Origin of the sequence: Dyadobacter sandarakinus, assembly GCF_016894445.1 — a bacterium.
GTDB classification, from domain to species: Bacteria; Bacteroidota; Bacteroidia; order Cytophagales; family Spirosomataceae; genus Dyadobacter; species Dyadobacter sandarakinus.
Window position 1 is genome coordinate 2,727,758 of the sequence record NZ_CP056775.1, and the last position, 17,620, is coordinate 2,745,377.

The 17,620-nt window shown below is 49.5% G+C and carries 16 protein-coding genes; 13 read left to right on the plus strand and 3 right to left on the minus strand.

Features of this window, described 5'->3' with window-relative positions; all coding sequences use genetic code 11:
- Positions 1-174: 174 nt before the first annotated feature.
- The 3 genes from HWI92_RS10880 to HWI92_RS10890 all read left to right on the plus strand — a co-directional run bounded on the left by HWI92_RS10880 (position 175) and on the right by HWI92_RS10890 (position 5,162).
- Positions 175-2,976 carry a PAS domain S-box protein gene (locus tag HWI92_RS10880; protein ID WP_204663612.1) on the plus strand — a complete coding sequence of 934 codons (2,802 nt, stop codon included), beginning with the start codon at positions 175-177 and terminating at the stop codon, positions 2,974-2,976.
- Positions 2,973-3,371, plus strand: coding sequence for a response regulator (locus HWI92_RS10885; protein ID WP_204663614.1), 399 nt, complete (start codon positions 2,973-2,975; stop codon positions 3,369-3,371). Before HWI92_RS10880 ends, HWI92_RS10885 begins: the two co-directional genes overlap by 4 nt.
- Positions 3,372-4,004: 633 nt before the next feature.
- Complete coding sequence (locus HWI92_RS10890; RefSeq protein WP_204663616.1) at positions 4,005-5,162, plus strand: sialidase family protein; 1,158 nt, start codon at positions 4,005-4,007, stop codon at positions 5,160-5,162.
- A gap of 117 nt (positions 5,163-5,279) precedes the next feature.
- Here HWI92_RS10890 and HWI92_RS10895 read toward each other — a convergent pair whose 3' ends face one another.
- On the minus strand, positions 5,280-5,966 hold the full coding sequence (locus HWI92_RS10895; protein ID WP_204663618.1) for a DUF1345 domain-containing protein: 687 nt from the start codon (positions 5,964-5,966) through the stop codon (positions 5,280-5,282).
- Positions 5,967-6,196: 230 nt separating this feature from the next.
- Here HWI92_RS10895 and HWI92_RS10900 point away from each other — a divergent pair, with 230 nt between their 5' ends.
- A complete protein-coding gene (locus HWI92_RS10900; RefSeq protein WP_204663620.1) occupies positions 6,197-7,063 on the plus strand; it encodes a sugar phosphate isomerase/epimerase family protein in 867 nt (288 codons plus the stop codon).
- Positions 7,064-7,184: 121 nt separating this feature from the next.
- On the opposite strand, the gene HWI92_RS10905 is transcribed toward HWI92_RS10900, so the two are convergent.
- Complete coding sequence (locus HWI92_RS10905) at positions 7,185-7,814, minus strand: response regulator (protein WP_204663622.1); 630 nt, start codon at positions 7,812-7,814, stop codon at positions 7,185-7,187.
- 151 nt (positions 7,815-7,965) lie between these two features.
- Here HWI92_RS10905 and HWI92_RS10910 point away from each other — a divergent pair, with 151 nt between their 5' ends.
- From HWI92_RS10910 to HWI92_RS10925, 4 genes are read left to right on the plus strand one after another with little or no spacing between them, the layout of a single operon-like run.
- A complete protein-coding gene (locus tag HWI92_RS10910) occupies positions 7,966-9,273 on the plus strand; it encodes a hypothetical protein (RefSeq protein ID WP_204663624.1) in 1,308 nt (435 codons plus the stop codon).
- 40 nt (positions 9,274-9,313) lie between these two features.
- Positions 9,314-9,928 carry a hypothetical protein gene (locus HWI92_RS10915; RefSeq protein ID WP_204663626.1) on the plus strand — a complete coding sequence of 205 codons (615 nt, stop codon included), beginning with the start codon at positions 9,314-9,316 and terminating at the stop codon, positions 9,926-9,928.
- 7 nt (positions 9,929-9,935) lie between these two features.
- A complete protein-coding gene (locus tag HWI92_RS10920; protein WP_204663628.1) occupies positions 9,936-11,276 on the plus strand; it encodes an OmpA family protein in 1,341 nt (446 codons plus the stop codon).
- Positions 11,277-11,283: 7 nt separating this feature from the next.
- Positions 11,284-11,937 (plus strand): collagen-like triple helix repeat-containing protein, encoded by a 654-nt coding sequence (locus HWI92_RS10925; RefSeq protein WP_204663630.1) that lies wholly within the window; start codon positions 11,284-11,286, stop codon positions 11,935-11,937.
- Between the two features lie 151 nt (positions 11,938-12,088).
- Here HWI92_RS10925 and HWI92_RS10930 read toward each other — a convergent pair whose 3' ends face one another.
- Positions 12,089-13,360 (minus strand): hypothetical protein, encoded by a 1,272-nt coding sequence (locus tag HWI92_RS10930; protein WP_204663632.1) that lies wholly within the window; start codon positions 13,358-13,360, stop codon positions 12,089-12,091.
- Between the two features lie 306 nt (positions 13,361-13,666).
- On the opposite strand from HWI92_RS10930, the gene HWI92_RS10935 reads away from it, so the two are divergent.
- From HWI92_RS10935 to HWI92_RS10955, 5 genes are all read left to right on the plus strand, one after another.
- Entirely contained in the window at positions 13,667-14,248 is a 582-nt protein-coding gene (locus HWI92_RS10935; protein ID WP_204663634.1) for a cupin domain-containing protein, read from the plus strand.
- Between the two features lie 61 nt (positions 14,249-14,309).
- Positions 14,310-15,335 (plus strand): sensor histidine kinase, encoded by a 1,026-nt coding sequence (locus HWI92_RS10940; RefSeq protein WP_204663636.1) that lies wholly within the window; start codon positions 14,310-14,312, stop codon positions 15,333-15,335.
- 39 nt (positions 15,336-15,374) lie between these two features.
- Complete coding sequence (locus tag HWI92_RS10945) at positions 15,375-16,151, plus strand: LytR/AlgR family response regulator transcription factor (RefSeq protein ID WP_204663638.1); 777 nt, start codon at positions 15,375-15,377, stop codon at positions 16,149-16,151.
- Positions 16,152-16,229: 78 nt separating this feature from the next.
- Entirely contained in the window at positions 16,230-17,102 is an 873-nt protein-coding gene (locus HWI92_RS10950) for a helix-turn-helix domain-containing protein (protein ID WP_204663640.1), read from the plus strand.
- Positions 17,103-17,182: 80 nt separating this feature from the next.
- Positions 17,183-17,593 carry an ester cyclase gene (locus tag HWI92_RS10955; protein ID WP_229249311.1) on the plus strand — a complete coding sequence of 137 codons (411 nt, stop codon included), beginning with the start codon at positions 17,183-17,185 and terminating at the stop codon, positions 17,591-17,593.
- Positions 17,594-17,620 lie beyond the last annotated feature (27 nt).

Consider the following 17,620-nt stretch of genomic DNA (forward strand, 5'->3'; position numbering starts at 1 on the left):
CAAAAATGCCGCTTATTCTTCACCAGAGTGGTTGAGGAGACATTATTTACCTGTCGACTTGAAACGAAATAGTTCTATATTTATATTAAATTAAAATTTTCTTTTATAGGTTATAGTCAAATTTCTTACCTGAGTTTCTGAATTCTGCGTAGCACACATTCTAATGGGTTTAAAATGAGCACTGGTATCAAGATAGTTTACCTGGGAGTATCACAGGATCAAACCGATGCGGTAAGACAAGCTTTGTATAAAGCACAGTTGCTTCCTGAGATCCGGGTAGCCGACACCTATGAACAATTTCTGACAGCTGTAAGCGAGTTTTCTCCCGACCTGATCCTCTCTGAATACCGACTACCCGATATCAGTTGCTCGCAGGCGATGGAAATCCTGCGGGAGTCAGGGATTACGATTCCCTTTATTGTAATTTCCGATACAATATCCGAAGCCATGTCCGAAGAGCTGCTGCGGATTGGCATTGATGATTACATCACCAAAGCAGAAATGAGCCGCCTTGCTTTTGCGGTGTGCAAGACGCAGGAAAAGTACCAGGTGAAGCAGGAGCAGCAGGCTTTGCTGCGGCAATTGACCGACAGTGAAAAACGTTTCCGCACCCTGGTCGAAAATAGTTCTGATGCAGTTGTTGTGCTCAATGCGGAGGCGCAGCCCATTTATGTATCCCCTGCTGTAAAAAATGTTCTCGGGTATACGGCCGATGAAGTGCTGGCCATGAACATTTTCTCCAAAGCACATCCCGACGACACAAGCGGGCTGGCAGAAACCATGATGAAGGTATTTGCCAATCCGGGCGTAGCAATTCCCGGGCATACGGGCCGGATGCTGCACAAGGACGGCACCTGGCGGTGGATTGAAGCCACGGTTACAAACCTTTTGCATGAGCCGGGAGTGAACGGGATTGTGGACAATTTCCGTGATGTGACCAAACAAAAGCTGGGCGAGGAAAAAATCCTGCAGCTTAACAAACTTTATGCATTCCTGAGCGAGGTGAACCACACCCTGGTACATGCGGCGGACTCCCGCACGGTGTTCAGGGAAGTATGCCGGATTGCGTGTGAAGTAGGTCAGTTTCAGGGAGCGTGGATCGGGATGTTTGCCGGCGACAGCAACAAAGTAGCCGTCGAAGAACAGCAGAATATGAACGCTGAATTTCTGTCGGCATTCGCGAATGCGACTGAGGAACAGGCACAATTGCGCGAGGCTTTAAATGTCCACCCCTACTATGTTACAAACAACGCACAGGAAGATTTTATTTCCGGGCACTGGAAAGCGCTCGCGGCGTCCTCAGGGTACCGTTCCTGCATGGTCCTGCCCATAAAAAGGTCAGGGAAGATTGTGGGCACCTTCAACCTGTATGCTTCGCAGGCTGATATTTTCACGACGGCTGAAATAAGCTTGTTAGAGGAAGCGGCGATGGGAATTTCCTTTGCGCTCGACGTTTTTGAAAAAGAAAGGCAGAAGGTTATTGCCGACCAGCAACTGCAGCATAAGGAAAGGCGTCTGAGCCAGGCGCAGGCGATTGCACATCTGGGAAGCTGGGAGACAGACCTGGTAAAAAATACGAGTATATGGTCAGATGAGACCTGCCGGATCTATGGCCTGCCCGAAAACAATAATATGCAATCGCTGGAATCCTGGTTATCGTTCGTACATCCCGACGACCTGGAATATGTTGTCCAAAGCAACCGGCGTGTACTGGAGACCATGCAGCCCGCGGATTACTACCACCGGATCATCCGGAAAGACGGGCAGATCCGGCACCTGTATGTGCAAACCCACATTGAGCTGAACAGTCTGGGGCAGCCGGTTACATTATGCGGCGTGCTGCACGACGTGACCGACAAAAAACTGGCTGACGAAAGGATCATTTCGGCGCTTGAAGAGCGGAATGTTATCCTGGAAAGTATCGGGGACGGGTTTTATGCACTCGACCGGAACTGGACGGTTACCTACTGGAATAAAAAAGCCGAAGTTCTGCTCCACCGCTCCAAGGAATCGGTAGAGGGTCACAGTTTATGGACGATGTTTCCGGATGTTGTCAATACCGACATTTATTACGCCTACCATGTTGCCGTGGAGCTGGATGTGATCCAGCAATTTGAATTTTTCTATGAAAGTGACAACAACTGGTTCGAGATCACTGCTTATCCTTCTGCCAATGGATTGTCTGTATACTTCCATGACATTACCAGCCGCAAAAAATCACAAGCACAACTCAGGGAGCTGAATGAAAGTTTGAGGAACTATGCAAGTGAGCTTATCGAATCCAACCAGGGGCTCGACCAGTTTGCTTACGTAGTATCGCACAACCTGCGTGCACCGGTAGCCAATATCATTGGCCTGGGCGAGCTCGTAGCGCAGGATACATATCCTTCCCATATCAGGGATGAGTTTATCAACGGGATCTTGGTCAATGTAAAGCGGATTGACGATGTCATTTCGGACCTCAATACCATCCTGCGGATCAAACAGGAAGTGAGTGAAAACAGGGAGATGATTAACCTGCAGCATCTGGTAGACAATGTACGGTCCAGCCTTGTCGGCATTATTGACAAAGAGCAGGTCGATATTCAAGCCGATTTCAGTGTTGTCCCCGAACTATTTACACTTAAATCCTATCTTTATAATATCTTTTACAACCTGATCATCAATAGTATAAAGTACCGCAGGCCCAACCACTCGCCGGTGATCTATATCAGCAGCAGTGTTCATGAAGACTGCGTAATCATCAGCATTCGTGACAATGGGATGGGGATTGACCTGGCAAAAAGAGGAACGGAGATTTTCGGTTTGTATAAGCGCTTCCACCAGCATGTTGAAGGAAAAGGCCTGGGATTATTTATGGTAAAAACGCAGGTGGAAATGCTCGGCGGGAAGATATATGTAAATAGTAATATCAATGAAGGTACTGAATTCAGAATTGAATTTTGTTCGGATGTGTGTCAAATTACTCCTGTATGAATCCTCCTTCGCAGTTTATTCTTGTAGATGATGACCCCATCAACAACATGCTCAGTAAATACATCATCAGTAATGTTGCTCCCGACGCCGGTATTCAGCTTTTCACTGATCCCGTACAGGCGCTGGCAGCGATAGAACAACGATTTGACGACCCGGCAGCCCGGGTGGAAACCGTTCTTTTTCTTGATATCAATATGCCTACGATGAGCGGCTGGGAATTTCTGGAACAACTGGCTGTGTTTCCCGGCAGGTTGATTGCACATATTTCCATCTTCATTCTCTCTTCTTCCATTGATCCCAAGGACGTCAGCAATGCCGAAAGTCATCCGCTTGTGCAGGGGTACTTTTCAAAACCCCTCAGCAAGGATATCGTAAGGAAAGTAATAGCAGGATAGCCGGTAGTTAAAGGCTCGGAAAGGCTGGTTAACATGCTCGTAGATAGTATGTTTTCCAGCGCTTATCAGCATCTTGCCATGAAGCACTTAATACAGTTAGTTTATTTTTTCTTACCTAACTAATTCTATAAAAATCTTTATTATTTTTGTTACGATATTTTTATCGATCAATACCACCAACCTCTATCAAACATGACCATAACGCTCACCTTCGTACGGAGGAGAATTTCCGTACGCAAATTCCGAATTCACAATAAATGGTTTGTAGGCTTCTGGGTCGCTAATTTCCTGATCTGGTTTGCTATTCTTTATGGCGTGAGCAAAATCTTTTAAGCCGATTGTTCAGGCAGGAATACACCGAAAGATCTTCAACTGAATAACTTTTACCCGATTCAGGTGCAATATCGTAAGCTTTTGCCGGTGACATGCGTAAAAATGGCATGTCACCGACTGCCTGATTGTACCACATGCAGCTTTGAGGCAAATCGATCATTACTTTACCTGGCTCAGCGGCCGGTAAAAGGATAGTGCATGTGCCGCAGGTTCCTGTCCGCATGCTGCGTATAGCCTTCTACCGTAATCGCCTGCAACCTGCGGCCAAATTGACTACCTTTGGCAACAAAAACGCGGGTTATGAAAGTCCTAAAAGCTATTCTGCTGATCTTGTTGCACTATTTTTCTGTTCAGGCACAGTCGCCTGTGTATGTTTCCGGTAAGGACGGGTACAGTTCGTTCCGTATACCGGCAATACTACGTTCACCCGACGGACATCTACTTGCTTTTGCCGAGGGAAGAGTGGCCGGAAGCGGCGACTTCGGCGACATTGATATTGTAATGAAACGGAGCAATGACAATGGTAAAACATGGTCGTCGCTGCAAGTGGTGGCAGACCATGGCAAAATGCAGGCAGGAAATCCCGCTCCCGTATTTGATTTAAGCGACCCTGCATTTCCTGCTGGAAAGCTGTTCCTGTTTTTCAATACCGGAAACAACCACGAAGGAGAAGTCCGGAAAGGCAACGGGCTGAGAGAAGTATGGTACAAGACCTCAACGGATGCGGGCCGTACCTGGACCAAACCGGTGAACATAACAATGCAGGTCCATAAACCAAAGCAACCGCAAATCAATCCGGCATATCGTTTCGATGCGGACTGGAGGAGCTATGCCAATACGCCCGGCCATGCTCTCCAGCTTACCGAGGGCCCGCACAAAGGAAGGCTGTACATGGCCGCCAACCATTCTGCAGGCGAGCCCAGACCAAAAAGTTCGGACTACCAGGCGCATGGTTTTTACAGTGACGATCACGGAAAAACTTTCAGGTTAAGCGAAACCATATCCATTGAAGGATCCAATGAGTCTACCGCAGCGGAGATTTCCGGGGGCGGGATCATGTTTAATGCAAGAAATCAGCAGGGTGATGTGCGGGCGCGGATCGTGGCGGTAAGTACCGATGGCGGTCAGCAATGGGATACCACCTATTTTGACAACAACCTCCCCGATCCGGTTTGCCAGGGAAGCATTTTAACTATCGGTAAAAACAATGACAAGAACATCCTGGCCTTCTGCAATGCAGCAGACACCCAGAACCGTGATAACCTTACATTAAGAATCAGTTACGACGACGGCAAAACATGGACGAAGCGCTACCTGGTTGATAAAAGCCGGAACGGAGAGAAAGATTATACCGCCTACTGTGACCTGGTAAAAACCGGGGAACAGCAAATTGGTGTTTTATACGAGCTGAATGGCTATCAGTCGATTGTTTTTAAGGAGATCAATTGGGAAAAGTAGGTGCAGCTTCAACAATTTGCTACTTAGCCGCAGCAGGCTTGACCTAACTTGTATATAAGATTCTAAAACCGGCATATTCCTTCAAATGCCGGTTTTTTAATGTTCTTTCCCCCCGACTTATTTCTGTATCAGCCCGGATACTACATTGATCGTCAGCGCTACCAGCAGGGTGTTGAATGCAAAAGACAAAAGTCCGTGTACGAGCGCAAGACGCCTGATTTCCTTCGATGAAATGGTCACATCCGAAACCTGGAAAGTCATGCCGAGCACGAAGGAAAAATAGGTAAAGTCGAGGTAGTCAGGTTCCGGCTCGTTTGGAAAATCGAGTCCGGGATGTTGTTTCGGCTGATGATGCGTATTGTGCCGCGTCTGCTTGTAAAACATGTGTGCATACCGCAGGGTAAAGATGGTGTGAACCAGTACCCACGAACAAATGATACATGAAAAAGACAGGATCACATGCACCGTCAGATCATCCCAGGATGCGGTGCTCCGCGCATCCTGAAGCAGGAACAAAATCGCAAACAAGCTTACAAAGGACGCCACCACCACGAAGAGCGTAATCAGCGCCCGGCTTGAATCCTGCCCGCTGACTTCCCCCCGGACCTCGGAAGGGTGCGAGCTCAGGATGGTCACCCACATGAGGCCAAGATGCACGCCGCTGTACACAAGCCAGCCGATCATCCAGTTCATCGGCTTTTCGACAAGGGAAGCAGTAAGTACAACCGTGGCTGCGCCAAAAACCAGAGCGATCCCAAGCTTGTGGTGGGCGTCGAGCCGGTTGATTAGTTTTGTGATTTTCATAGGAAATCAGGTGCGCGCCGCGAATGGCAGCGCATTTTTCATTTTAAATGCATAGATCCATGCAATGATCCGGCAAACTATCACAAAGCATCATATTTCAGCCGGAATATTTGTGTGAGAAGCAGATAAAACGATATTTGAGAATATTTACAAAATAGCTGACAGAGCACACTAAACTGTTGGTACCAACATCTGCTATTTCAGGCATAAAGATCTAAATCGACTTAAAAATGCAATCCAGATTCGGGAAGTTCGGAAAGACAAAATACAATGCCCTCGTACTGTCTGCAGTACTTCTTGCAGGTGTGGCGCTCGCCGGGCTGACCATAAACAATCCGCGCACCTGGAAACTGGGCGTCGCTTTGTATACGTTCAATCCGTATTCCTTTGAAGGTCAGCTGGACAAGGCAGACAGTGCGGGCCTGAAATATGTGGAAGGCTTTACCTTCTCCAAGTCTATCCCTGAATTGCAGGACTCGGCCATCATGAAACTATCCCCTTCCGGCATCAAAAAACTAAAAGCCCTGGTTGAAAAGAAGGGTTTGAAAATGGAGTCGATTTATCTTGTTGGCGGGAAGACGGTCAATGATTGGAAAAAAGAATTCGAGATTGCGAAAACTTTTGGCGTCAAATATGTGACCGCCGAGCCTCCGGTCAACCTCTGGGATAGTGTTGACAGTCTGGCCGGCATTTACGGGGTTAAGCTCGCCATCCATAACCATTGGAAAGGCACGAGCGCTTACTGGCACCCGGATTCCACCCTCGCAGCCCTGAAAAACCATCCGAATTTTGGAGTTTGCGCGGACCTGGGCCACATGCCGAAAAGCGGCATCAATCCCGTGGATGCACTGAAAAAGTTGAAAGGACACATCATTGCCATCCATTTGAAAGACATTGCTGCCTATAATGATCCCAAGCTGGTGGATGTGGTAGTCGGAACGGGCGTGATCGACTTCCCGGCGGTGTTCAAAGAGCTGGAAGCGCAGCAATTCAACGGACACATTATCATCGAGCGCGACCGCCAGGAAAAACCGAGCAACCTGCCTTCAGTAATTCAAACCGTAAAATATTATAAAGCTACTTTGGGTTTGAAATAGCTTCCAAACCTGGGTGAAATGCAGGGCGTGACTGAAATTTACCAAACCCTGCATTGGCAGGATCCGTGCATTTTACCGGCGCAGCGTACCCGGAAAAACCTGCTCAATCTATCCTAAAACCTTATCTGTTTTTCAAAGCCTTGGCCACTGCTTCACTTTTGGAGTTAACCTGCAGCTTTTCGTAAATCCGCTTGATGTGCGACCGGACGGTGTCGAGAGAAATGAATAATTTATCTGCGATAAGCTTGTAGCTGTACCCGTCTACCAGCAATTCGAGCACATCCTGTTCCCTTGCCGAAAGCTCAAAATCCTGCTTTGGACCGCGGTGGGGGCCGGATACCATTTTCAGCACCTGGATGGCAATCGAAGAAGTCATCGGCGCTCCGCCCTGCAGCGCATCTCCGAGAAATTCAATAAGCTTGGCGGGAGGCGTTTTTTTCAGGATGTAACCTTCCGCCCCGGCCTGGATCGCTTCAAAAACGTGCTCATTGTCGTCAAAAACCGTAAGCATCACCACCTTGTTCCCAAGACCGGCCGCCCTGAGCTGTTTCAAACCTTCAATGCCATTCTGCGGAGGCATATCAATGTCCATGAGAATGAGGTCCGGATTATGCGTTTTCACGTCAGCGACAATGTTGCTGTAATTGGGAAATGCAGCCGGAACGTGGTAACCCGCCGCTCCGGTAATGAGCAGTTCGAGGCCTTCGCGCAGCTGTCGGTTGTCTTCGTAAATGAGGATATTAAATGCCATGCGACAAAGGTACTGACGAGCATAAAGTTTGTCACTCACATGTTTGTGTGAATTCAATTTCCGGTTTACTCAAATCACATGTTTATGTGAATGCGCCGTGTTTGGGCCGATGATACTTTTGCGGCACAAATCACAGAACATTTTATTAGCCATGAAAATTAAGTTTACTCAGATGATTCTCAGCATGGTGGCCTGCGCTGTTTTGACAGCCTGCCAGCCGGGTGAATCTGGCCTGGTACCCGAACCGGAACCCCAGCACCCGACCCAGGGAACACCCACGGAAGTCGGCAAGCCGCTCGGCAACCCCATTCAAAAAACCATCGGCCCGGCAGGTGGGTCCATCACTGCGTCCGACAGCTCAGTGACACTCATGATTCCCGCCGGTGCATTGAAGGCAGATACGCCCATCAGCATTCAACCCATAGAAAATAAAGCCTGGGGCGGTGCAGGAATGGGTTATGAACTGACGCCGAAAAACCTGGAACTTTCCAAGCCTGCCGAGCTGGTATGGAATTACAAAGATGCGGATGTGACCGGCTCAGCGCCGGAAGCATTGGGCATCGCTTTCCAGCAGGCAGATCACAGCTGGAAAGGCCATGGCAGCATTACCGTTGACAAAATCCGGAAGACAGTAAAAGCGAAGGTGGTCGAATTTGTCCCGGTTGCCTTTTATGAATCCTACTTCATGGATCCTGTGAAAAGTTCGGTAGTTCCGGCTGAGCAGCTTTCATTAACCATTTACTTCCAGGAAGGCCACGAAGACGACATAGAAGACAAAATTGTACTAAGTCCGCTAACAGAACCCAAAAGGCTCAAAAAAGAAGAAGTCAGGAACTGGCGGGTCAATGGGCTGGACCTTAGCAATACCGTGGACCCGCTGCTGGGAGGCCTGAGTGTATCCGGAAACGGAGCAGCGGCCTATTACCTTGCACCCAACAAAATACCGGCAGCAAACGAAATCGCGATCAGTGTGGAAGTGATCCTGAAAAATACCAAGGCCAAATTGATCCTCATCTCACAGGTGACCATTGAAGGTGCCAATCATTTCAGCTTTTCGGGTGCAAAAGTGGATAGTGCAGAGGTAGGCACCATAGCCGTTGCGGATGGTGAGTTTTTTCAGATCAGTCTGGCCGAACGGAAAATTACCGGTGACGCGCAGGCAATGATGGTTCTGAGTATGCTGCCTTTCAATGGACTGGGCCTGTATAATGTAACCGACAACGGTAAAGTGACTATTCATGCGCAGGCCAGTAATCGAAAATCCTGGTCAGACTCCTACTATCCCAGGGTAGGCAAAAAAGTAATAGGACCGCTATCTGTTACCATTACAGAATACAACAAAGCCAAAAAGCTCGTAGCAGGCCGGATCGACGGTACAATGCACTACTACGATAAGGAAACCAACAAGCATGAAACCACCCAGGTTTCCGCCAAGTTCAAGGCTGCAAGCCCCTATTAACTCCATGTATTTATTATTTATTCCATAATTTTTTATAGCCATGAAAATTTCAGTATCCGTACTAAGTCTCCTGTTATTGTTTTCCTCTGTAAGCTGCACGCAAAAAGATAAGGACGTCGACCCGGGCAGCGGCCATGTCGATTACGGGGATTCACCCAGGACGCCGATCCCGGCAGAATTGATTTCACCTACCCAGTATTGGCAGTTTGGCATCCTGTCTTCCACCAACTTTTACGATTCCTACAATTCAACTTACAAAGACGGTGCGGGAGGCAGCTATATGTTTTATGATTTCAATGAAGATGGTACTTATACCTCCCTTTTGTATCTGAAAGCGACTTCTTCCGCCGGCGAAACCCGCCAGGCCTGGACTGAAACAAAAGGTACCGTAGTAGTAGGAGAAACGACACTGAGCAACAATGTCACTTACAAAACCATTGAGCTTCATCCTGTTACAGGCACCGACCGCTGGGTTATCAACTACGGCGCAGAGACAAAAAAGGCGCTGACCCAAAAGGATTTTGAATCCAGGACCTTGCTCAAAGCCAAGTTTGCATGCGAACCCTTTGTAAGTGAATATGGTGTTAAATCCATGGATATGCTCCGGATCGACACGGAGCCTTACGTCATTTTCAACTTCCACGAAGAAAAATAAGCCCATCATGAAAAACCTTATTCTTTATGCAATCCTGATCACGGGATTGCACACCATCACCCATGCCCAGTTTCTGGAAAGTTTGGACCGGAAAGTCAAATCCCAGGTTAAAACCAGGGTCGATAACAATGTAGATCAGGCTATTGACAACAAGCTCGATGAGGCAGAAAAAGCCATCAAGAAAAAAAATACCGGCAAGTCCAAATCTACCGCTTCCACCAGCACGCCCGACCAGCCGCAGCAGCATGCAGCAGCGCAGCCGGACACTGCCGGTTCCCAGCCGAAGGTGCGTTCCACGACCAGATATGACTTCATTCCGGGTGAACGTATATTGTATACCGAAGACTTTGCAGCCGAACCGGTCGGTGAAATGCCCGTGAGCTGGAATGCCAGCGGAAACGGTCAGGTAGTGACGGTGGAGGGTTATCATGGAAAATGGCTGCGGATGTTCCCCGGCACCAAATACCTCAGCGGGAATGAGAAGGAGCTGGGCGAAAATTACACCGTCGAGTTTGACGTACTGCTGCACGGCACGCCGCCGTCAGGAACCCGTTTTTTGCCCGAAATGGCTATCGGATTACTTTCCAGCGCAGGCAAACCCACCACCGACAATTCATTTGTACTGCCCTACGACCATCCCGAAAATGTGACAGAGCTTTATTTCAAACCCAATGTAGACGCAATTTCGAGGATCAAACTGGAAAGCAGGGTGAAGCATGGTGCTGTTAGTTTCAAAACCGAAAATACAGAGGTTGCTACTTTTGGCAAAACCATTGGAAAGTCTGTTCACTATGCAATTCAGGTACAGAAGCAGCGGCTGCGTTTTTGGGTCGATGGCAGTAAGGTTTTTGATATTCCGCGGGCGATTAACCTGACGCCGGCATTAAACCAGCTTTATTTCAACATCAAAGAATCCTGGCCGTACAACGAGTCCAATTATGGTCTGTATGTATCCAATCTCAAAATCGCCTCGGGACTGCCGGATATGCGCAGCAAGCTGATGGATGCAGGCAAGTTTTCAACCAATGGAATCCTGTTCGCAGTCAATTCAGATCAGGTGCAGCCGCAGTCTATGGGTACCATCCAGGCGATTGCACAGATTTTAAAGGAAAACCCTGCCGTACGGATTAGGATTGTTGGTCATACCGACAGTGACGGAGACAATGCCGCCAATCTTTCCCTCTCGCGCAGCCGCGCTCTTGCGGTGAAATCACTTTTGGAAAAGGAATTTGAGGTGCAAAGTTCACGGCTGGAAGCAGACGGAAAAGGCGAGTCGGAGCCGGTAGCAAAAGATACCAGCAAAGAGTCGAAGGCACTGAACAGACGTGTAGAGTTTATAAAAATTTAAAATACTGATGATGAAAACTAGTTTAATGATCCTTGCATTGTTTACGGCATTGTTGTTCTCCTGCGCAAAGGACGGTGACATTGGTCCGCAAGGCCCCAAAGGAGATACCGGTGCGGCAGGTCAGAATGGTCAAGACGGTACCAATGGAACCAATGGTACCAATGGTGCCGACGGCGCTCCGGGAACACCCGGTACTTCGGCCAGCGTGTGGACGTACATTTACACGAATCAGCGGGTTACCGCGGCCGGGCCGGGCGTCCTCAATCCGGCTACGGGGAAGTACGTATTCACTGGCACAAAGGAGTACGCGCCGGCCAACTACGAGCGGGTTCAGAACGCGGGTTTGGTGCTGGTGTATTTCAGAATGAGCGGCGTCGGCAAATGGCAGCTCGGTTCCTACCAGACCGAAGTAAGCAGCGAGGGTACGGGAAACAGCGGCATGGTCCGGATCGGCTATTCGCAAGAGCAGCAATCCGTGAGTGTGCTAAGTCAGTTCAATGCAACGTCCGATAGCGGAGCCGAAATGCAGATGGCGCAATTTGATGTCAAGATCATCCTGGTGGAATCAGGTTCGGTAACGATGCCGGCATTGAGGACCCGGGTTCCGGATCTGGAAATAGGTGCAGTAGAAAGCTACCTGAAATCCGTACAAAGCAAATGATCTGAAAGCAAGCCGGGCAGTTTGCCGCTCCGTGACCACAGTGCAAAAAGCTTTTTGAAAAAATCAAATTACCACTCAACCTGCATTAGCCTGAATAACCAGATGGAGAAAAAAAACCGGCAGCAATGCACAATGCATTGCTACCGACACACTAATACAGCTCGACCCTGAATATGCCCCGCATGGAGGTTGTGGTGTATCGGGGGTCCTGCGGATTTGTTGCATCCACCAGTCCGGCAGAGGGTACACTGAAGTGCCCGACTGCCATTTCACCGCCTTCCCCATTGCCGGCCATGGCTACGGTGAGGCCGCCTTTGCTGACATCCGGGCGCATGCCGTAAAGGTGGTAGTAGGTTTGTTTCCCATTGATCGTATACGTACAAATGACCGTCTCAAAGGTCCATTTGAAGGTTCCTGCTCTGGGGCCGCGCCAGTGAAGTGAAACAGCATGTCCGTCCTGACTTGCATTGATCATATTAAAACCCGCCAGCCCATTCATTCCTCCATTGCCGATGGTCCGCCAGGCTCCGTCGGCAACCTGGATAGAAATCCCTTTGGGCGCTACGTAGATCTTGGAAATAGCAAAACCGACTTCCTTGCCGTTGGATCGTAATTTCACCAAAACCTCAGCCGGATTTCTGGCAGGAATGTGATCCGGTGCCTGGTACACACCTGCATTGCCGCTGGCTTGCAGGCTGCCCTCCCCCGTGAGCTGCCAGCCCGTAATGTATTTCGGATCCAGCGGCTCGGTTGCCTGCATCATGGCAAGTTCCTGACTTTCCGGGATGAGCGGCGCAAGATCATCGCCCGGGCCCGACTTCCAGCGGCGCACAGAAACCTCGACTTTCGCACCCGGATCGATGGCCTTGGTGAGCGGCACCATCCGCATGGACTCGAAGAGGTCCCAGTCGCTGAAATGGGTTGACCGGACTGACAGCGTTCTCTGAGTCGTATCCAGCTTTGCGCCGCCTACGGCCATCCAGGTATTTTCCTGGTTTTGATAGGCAATGCCAAGTGCTCCGGGCATGGTCCCTGTCAGGTCATTTTCATCATAATGAACGCTGAGTTTTACCGGCTTCTGGAATGTCTGCCCGTGCGGGGTAAGCCGGTATGCAGTGCCTACGCCGTGCATGTTGGTGTTGGTGATAGGCTGCAAACCGATCGTCACAGGGGTAGTGAGCGCCCCTGCGGGAACTTCAATGCGGAAGCGTCCGGTACTGTCTTCGATCACACCGCCTTCCGGCCCGATCAGCTTTTCGATTACTGCACCATCCGGCAAGCCCACTTCCGCTGCATATCCGCCAGGCTCGGTAGCGCCGGGAATTGCTGTACCGGGGGAATCAGGAGCCCGGTCCGGCTCTTTGCAGGACGTGATCAGGAAGATAGCAAGGATGGTTAAATGGAGATAATGTAAAATTTTCATGGCTGATTAATTTTTTTTAAATGACGCCACGAAATTGGGAGCTTTTTCACAGGCTGGAAATGCCAGTTTCCTTGAAACGGAAGATCCGCATGCCGGAACAGGCTAAATGAAAAATGGGCCGGGCAGATGCCGTAGGATACAGTTTTACATAGATATTAGGCGTTCCGAAGCAGCCTTTTTCGTTTCATTCAGCCTTTATTCCGGTTTAAATAAACCAAATGCCGGTTCAAAGCCCGGCGGGTTTGCAGTACCCTTTTCATCGCTGAATTTTGAAGTGTTCAATCAAAACATTTTAAACGATCAGCCATGAAAACAATCACCAACACAAACACACCTGAACGGGCCGCCAGGACCATCACCAATCCATTGATAAAAGATGAGGTTGTGTTTTTAGAAACCAGCCGGGAAACAGGTGGGAAACACACACTGGTGGAAGTGACCCTGGCAGGCGGCGCGGGCAATCCGCTGCATTACCATGATCATTTTTCCGAAGAGTTCACCTGTCTTTCCGGTCAGCTGAGCATTGAGCTTAATGGAAAGGTGATCGTCCTGTCGCCGGGGGAAACGGCCGTTGCGCCCATCGGCAGCAAGCACCGGTTTTTTAATCAAAGTGAATCCCCATGTCGCTTTCAATGCCGTATTGCGCCAGGCTGTGCCGGTTTTGAGCAAACCTTGCAGATCACCTACGGACTGGCGCGCGAGGGCAAGACCAACAAACAGGGAATGCCGCAAAGTCCGGTGATCCTGGGCTACATGTTCCTGATCAGCGGTACGCGGCTTACGGGCATCTTGTCGGGCATAGAGCCGCTGCTCCGGTGGCTGGGACGCCGTGCGATCTCCAAAGGCATAGCCGCCGATTTACAGCGCAGGTATATCACCATTCACTAACCGGGGGTTGATCCTTTCTGCCCCGGCCAGTATATTCGTTTTGTAAACCCTGATCCGCATCATGAAGCAATGGGCAAAGTTTGACCGGTACGATGTGCTGGTTTACCTGCTGAACTCGCCGGCCATCTTTATCGTCAATTACATTCTTTTCGGCAGTCTCTATTTTCAGGATACCGACATTTTTATCACCGCGACGCTGCTTGCCAACGTGTGGGGCGCGCTGGTGTTCCTGATGCTTACGCTGTGGATGAAATACATGCGCTACTGCTTCGGCACGCCCGATGATTTCGGCTCGCGGCTGATGTACTCGATGCTGATGTATGTGGCGGTAATGATGGTGATGATGCTGCTGCTGGTGTATGGTTACGGGCTGCTCGGACTGCCCTACAAGCCTGAAAATGTACTCTGGGTACTTGTGATCGGCTTTGTGACCAACGTGATATCAGCGGGTTGTCACGAAGCCATTTTTACCTATTACCAGCTGAGGGAAAGTACCAAACGTGAGTTTGAGCTTAAACAAATGCACATGCAGCGGCAGATGGATGTGCTTAAACAGCAGATTAACCCGCATTTTCTGTTTAACAGCCTCAACTCGCTCATGGCGCTGATCGGGGAAGATGCTGCGCTGGCCGAGCGGTTTGTGGAAGAGCTCAGCTCCGTGTACCGGTATGTACTGCGTGCCAATGAGCAGAACCTGATCAACCTTTCCGACGAGCTCGAATTTATCCGGTCGTATTCGCATTTGCTGACTACCCGCCATGGAAAAGGCTTCAACCTTACAATAGCAGTTGACGCACGGTGGGCGCACTACCAGCTTCCGCCGCTCACACTGCAGCTGCTGATCGAGAATGCGGTGAAGCACAACATTGTCATGAACGAAATGCCGCTGAATGTGCAAATCCATACGGACGAGCTGGCGAACCTGCACGTAAGCAACAACTTACAGAAGAAAAATATACGCGTGGCCTCCAATGGTGTGGGACTTTCCAACATCCTTGCCCGATACCAGATGCTCGGCCAGCCCGAACCGGTGATCAGGCAGGAGGCAGGGCAGTTTATTGTTGCCGTGCCGCTGATCGGTACCTAATGTGCATCCTTTTTCCAGGCATTATCGATTTGAATAAAAATGAATGTACTAATTGTAGAAGACGAGCAACTCGCTGTTTTGAAGCTCACCAAACTCCTGGCAGAGGTGGCCCCGCACCTGGAAGTGGCGGCTGCCACCGCCAGCGTGAGCGGCACGGTTTCCTATCTTGAAAACAACCCGGCCCCCGAGCTGATTTTCATGGATATCGAGCTGGCCGATGGCCAAAGCTTTGAAATTTTTGAGCGGATCCATGTACCGGCTCCCGTGATTTTCACAACATCATACGATGAGTACGCCATTAAAGCATTCAAGGTCAACAGCATTGATTACCTGCTCAAACCGATTAAAAAGCAGGATCTGGCGGCCAGTCTGCAAAAACACCAGGAGCTTTATGCAATCAGGAAGACGACCGAAATGCCCGCGTTTGCGATCGACTCCCTGATCGAGCAGCTGCGCAGGCAGGTACACCCTACCGACTATCGCTCCCGTTTTCTGGTGCGGCACCTGTCACAATGGGTACCCGTCAATGTAAGTGAAATCGCATTCTTTTATTCCCAGGATGGCACCACGCTTTTTCGTACCGTTGCCAATCAGAAATTCCCGGTGGATTATGCGCTGGATGAACTGGAAAACATGCTCGACCCAAAGCTCTATTTCAGGGCAAACCGGCAGTACCTGATCCATATCGGCGCAGTGCAGCAGATCCACTCCTATTTCAACAACAAACTTAAAATAACACTCAAACCAGCCGCCGACGATGAGGTGCTGGTCAGCAGGGAACGTGCTGCGGATTTCAAGAAGTGGATGGGAAAGTGAATCTTTGCACAAACTGATTTCAGGAAAAAGTACGTACGAAATGCATTATTTTGACGGAACAAGAACCAGGATGCTGAAATGAACACTTACTATTTGCCGGATGACCTGCTGAATGATCCCTCCGCGCGGCCTGATGAGGTTGTGATACGGTACTACAATTCGGATCGCGACTCGGTCAGAAACAGGATTGTACTCAACCAGAATATGATCAACCTGCTCGTCAGCGGCACGAAGACGATCATCTATCCGGATGCGACGGCGGTTGTCCATGCAGGCGAGCTTGTTGTATTGTCTACCGGCAATGTGCTAACTTCCGAGCTGCTGGCAGGTACGGATCAGTTTACCAGCATACTTTTCTATTTCAGCAATAATGTTTTTAACAGGTTTCTGATCAAATATGATCACCTGATCAAAGGCATTACGCCAAAAGCCGGTCAGCAGCCCTTCCTGATTTTTCAGCAGGACACTTTTATAAAACATTTTATCACATCCCTCAAAGCCTTGCTGACAAATGCGGGTGTGTTGCCGGCGGAAGTCAGGCTGCTGCGGATCGAAGAGCTGCTGTTATACATGCTTCATGCTGATCCGGAAAGGTTTCAATCCATCCGGATCATCACGCGCGACAAACAGCAGTTACAGATCAGGAAAGTTGTAGAAAGTCAGATTGGCCAGCTGACCACGGTGGACGACCTTGCCTTTTTGTGTCATATGAGCACTTCGACATTCAAGAGGAAGTTCGGCGAGATTTATCAGACATCCCCTCAGAAATGGCTGCTCACCAAAAGACTGGAACTGGCGGCCGATCTGCTGAGGGCTTCCGATGAAAGCCCCGCGAGCATTTACATGAAAGTCGGTTATCAGAATCATTCGAGCTTTTCAGAAGCATTCAAAAATCATTTCGGGAGCACGCCCAGCGAGTACCGGCTCATGTATTTGAACGTTGCGCCGTAGTTGTTGGACGTCTGCCCCTAACCTCAGGGGTAAATGCACCAGTACTTTTGGACCATCAGATAAACATAAAAATGATGGAAATGACGACTGAAAACAACAAGGAAGTAGTACGCCGCTTCAACCAGGAAGTGATTGCAGAAGGTAACCCCGAAAGCTTCCACGAGCTCATGGATGAGCAGTTTGTAAACCGTTCTGCGCCGGAAGGAATGAGTAGCGGCGCGGATGGTATGCTATACTTTTTCAATGAAATTCTCCGCCCGGCCATGCCCGACATCCATGTGACAATCCACCAGCAGGTAGCAGAGGGAGACCTGGTCACGACACGCAAAACCATCAGCGGAACGCAAACCGGCACCCTGCTGGGCATTCCCCCAACCGGACGGACGCTGAACATTGACGTGGTCGATATCGTGAGGGTAAAAAACGGGCGGTACTTTGAACATTGGGGAATCACTTCGCTGCCGGAGGTATTATTCCAATTACAAAAATAGGCGTCCACTTAGACCTCGTACTTACCC

Excerpts from the sequence above, each read along its gene's own strand:
- HWI92_RS10880 (WP_204663612.1), top strand. The coding sequence starts at position 175 with ATGAGCACTGGTATCAAGATAGTTTACCTGGGAGTATCACAGGATCAA.
- HWI92_RS10885 (WP_204663614.1), top strand. The coding sequence starts at position 2,973 with ATGAATCCTCCTTCGCAGTTTATTCTTGTAGATGATGACCCCATCAAC.
- HWI92_RS10890 (WP_204663616.1), top strand. The coding sequence starts at position 4,005 with ATGAAAGTCCTAAAAGCTATTCTGCTGATCTTGTTGCACTATTTTTCT.
- HWI92_RS10895 (WP_204663618.1), bottom strand. The coding sequence starts at position 5,966 with ATGAAAATCACAAAACTAATCAACCGGCTCGACGCCCACCACAAGCTT.
- HWI92_RS10900 (WP_204663620.1), top strand. The coding sequence starts at position 6,197 with ATGCAATCCAGATTCGGGAAGTTCGGAAAGACAAAATACAATGCCCTC.
- HWI92_RS10905 (WP_204663622.1), bottom strand. The coding sequence starts at position 7,814 with ATGGCATTTAATATCCTCATTTACGAAGACAACCGACAGCTGCGCGAA.
- HWI92_RS10910 (WP_204663624.1), top strand. The coding sequence starts at position 7,966 with ATGAAAATTAAGTTTACTCAGATGATTCTCAGCATGGTGGCCTGCGCT.
- HWI92_RS10915 (WP_204663626.1), top strand. The coding sequence starts at position 9,314 with ATGAAAATTTCAGTATCCGTACTAAGTCTCCTGTTATTGTTTTCCTCT.
- HWI92_RS10920 (WP_204663628.1), top strand. The coding sequence starts at position 9,936 with ATGAAAAACCTTATTCTTTATGCAATCCTGATCACGGGATTGCACACC.
- HWI92_RS10925 (WP_204663630.1), top strand. The coding sequence starts at position 11,284 with ATGATGAAAACTAGTTTAATGATCCTTGCATTGTTTACGGCATTGTTG.
- HWI92_RS10930 (WP_204663632.1), bottom strand. The coding sequence starts at position 13,360 with ATGAAAATTTTACATTATCTCCATTTAACCATCCTTGCTATCTTCCTG.
- HWI92_RS10935 (WP_204663634.1), top strand. The coding sequence starts at position 13,667 with ATGAAAACAATCACCAACACAAACACACCTGAACGGGCCGCCAGGACC.
- HWI92_RS10940 (WP_204663636.1), top strand. The coding sequence starts at position 14,310 with ATGAAGCAATGGGCAAAGTTTGACCGGTACGATGTGCTGGTTTACCTG.
- HWI92_RS10945 (WP_204663638.1), top strand. The coding sequence starts at position 15,375 with ATGAATGTACTAATTGTAGAAGACGAGCAACTCGCTGTTTTGAAGCTC.
- HWI92_RS10950 (WP_204663640.1), top strand. The coding sequence starts at position 16,230 with ATGAACACTTACTATTTGCCGGATGACCTGCTGAATGATCCCTCCGCG.
- HWI92_RS10955 (WP_229249311.1), top strand. The coding sequence starts at position 17,183 with ATGACGACTGAAAACAACAAGGAAGTAGTACGCCGCTTCAACCAGGAA.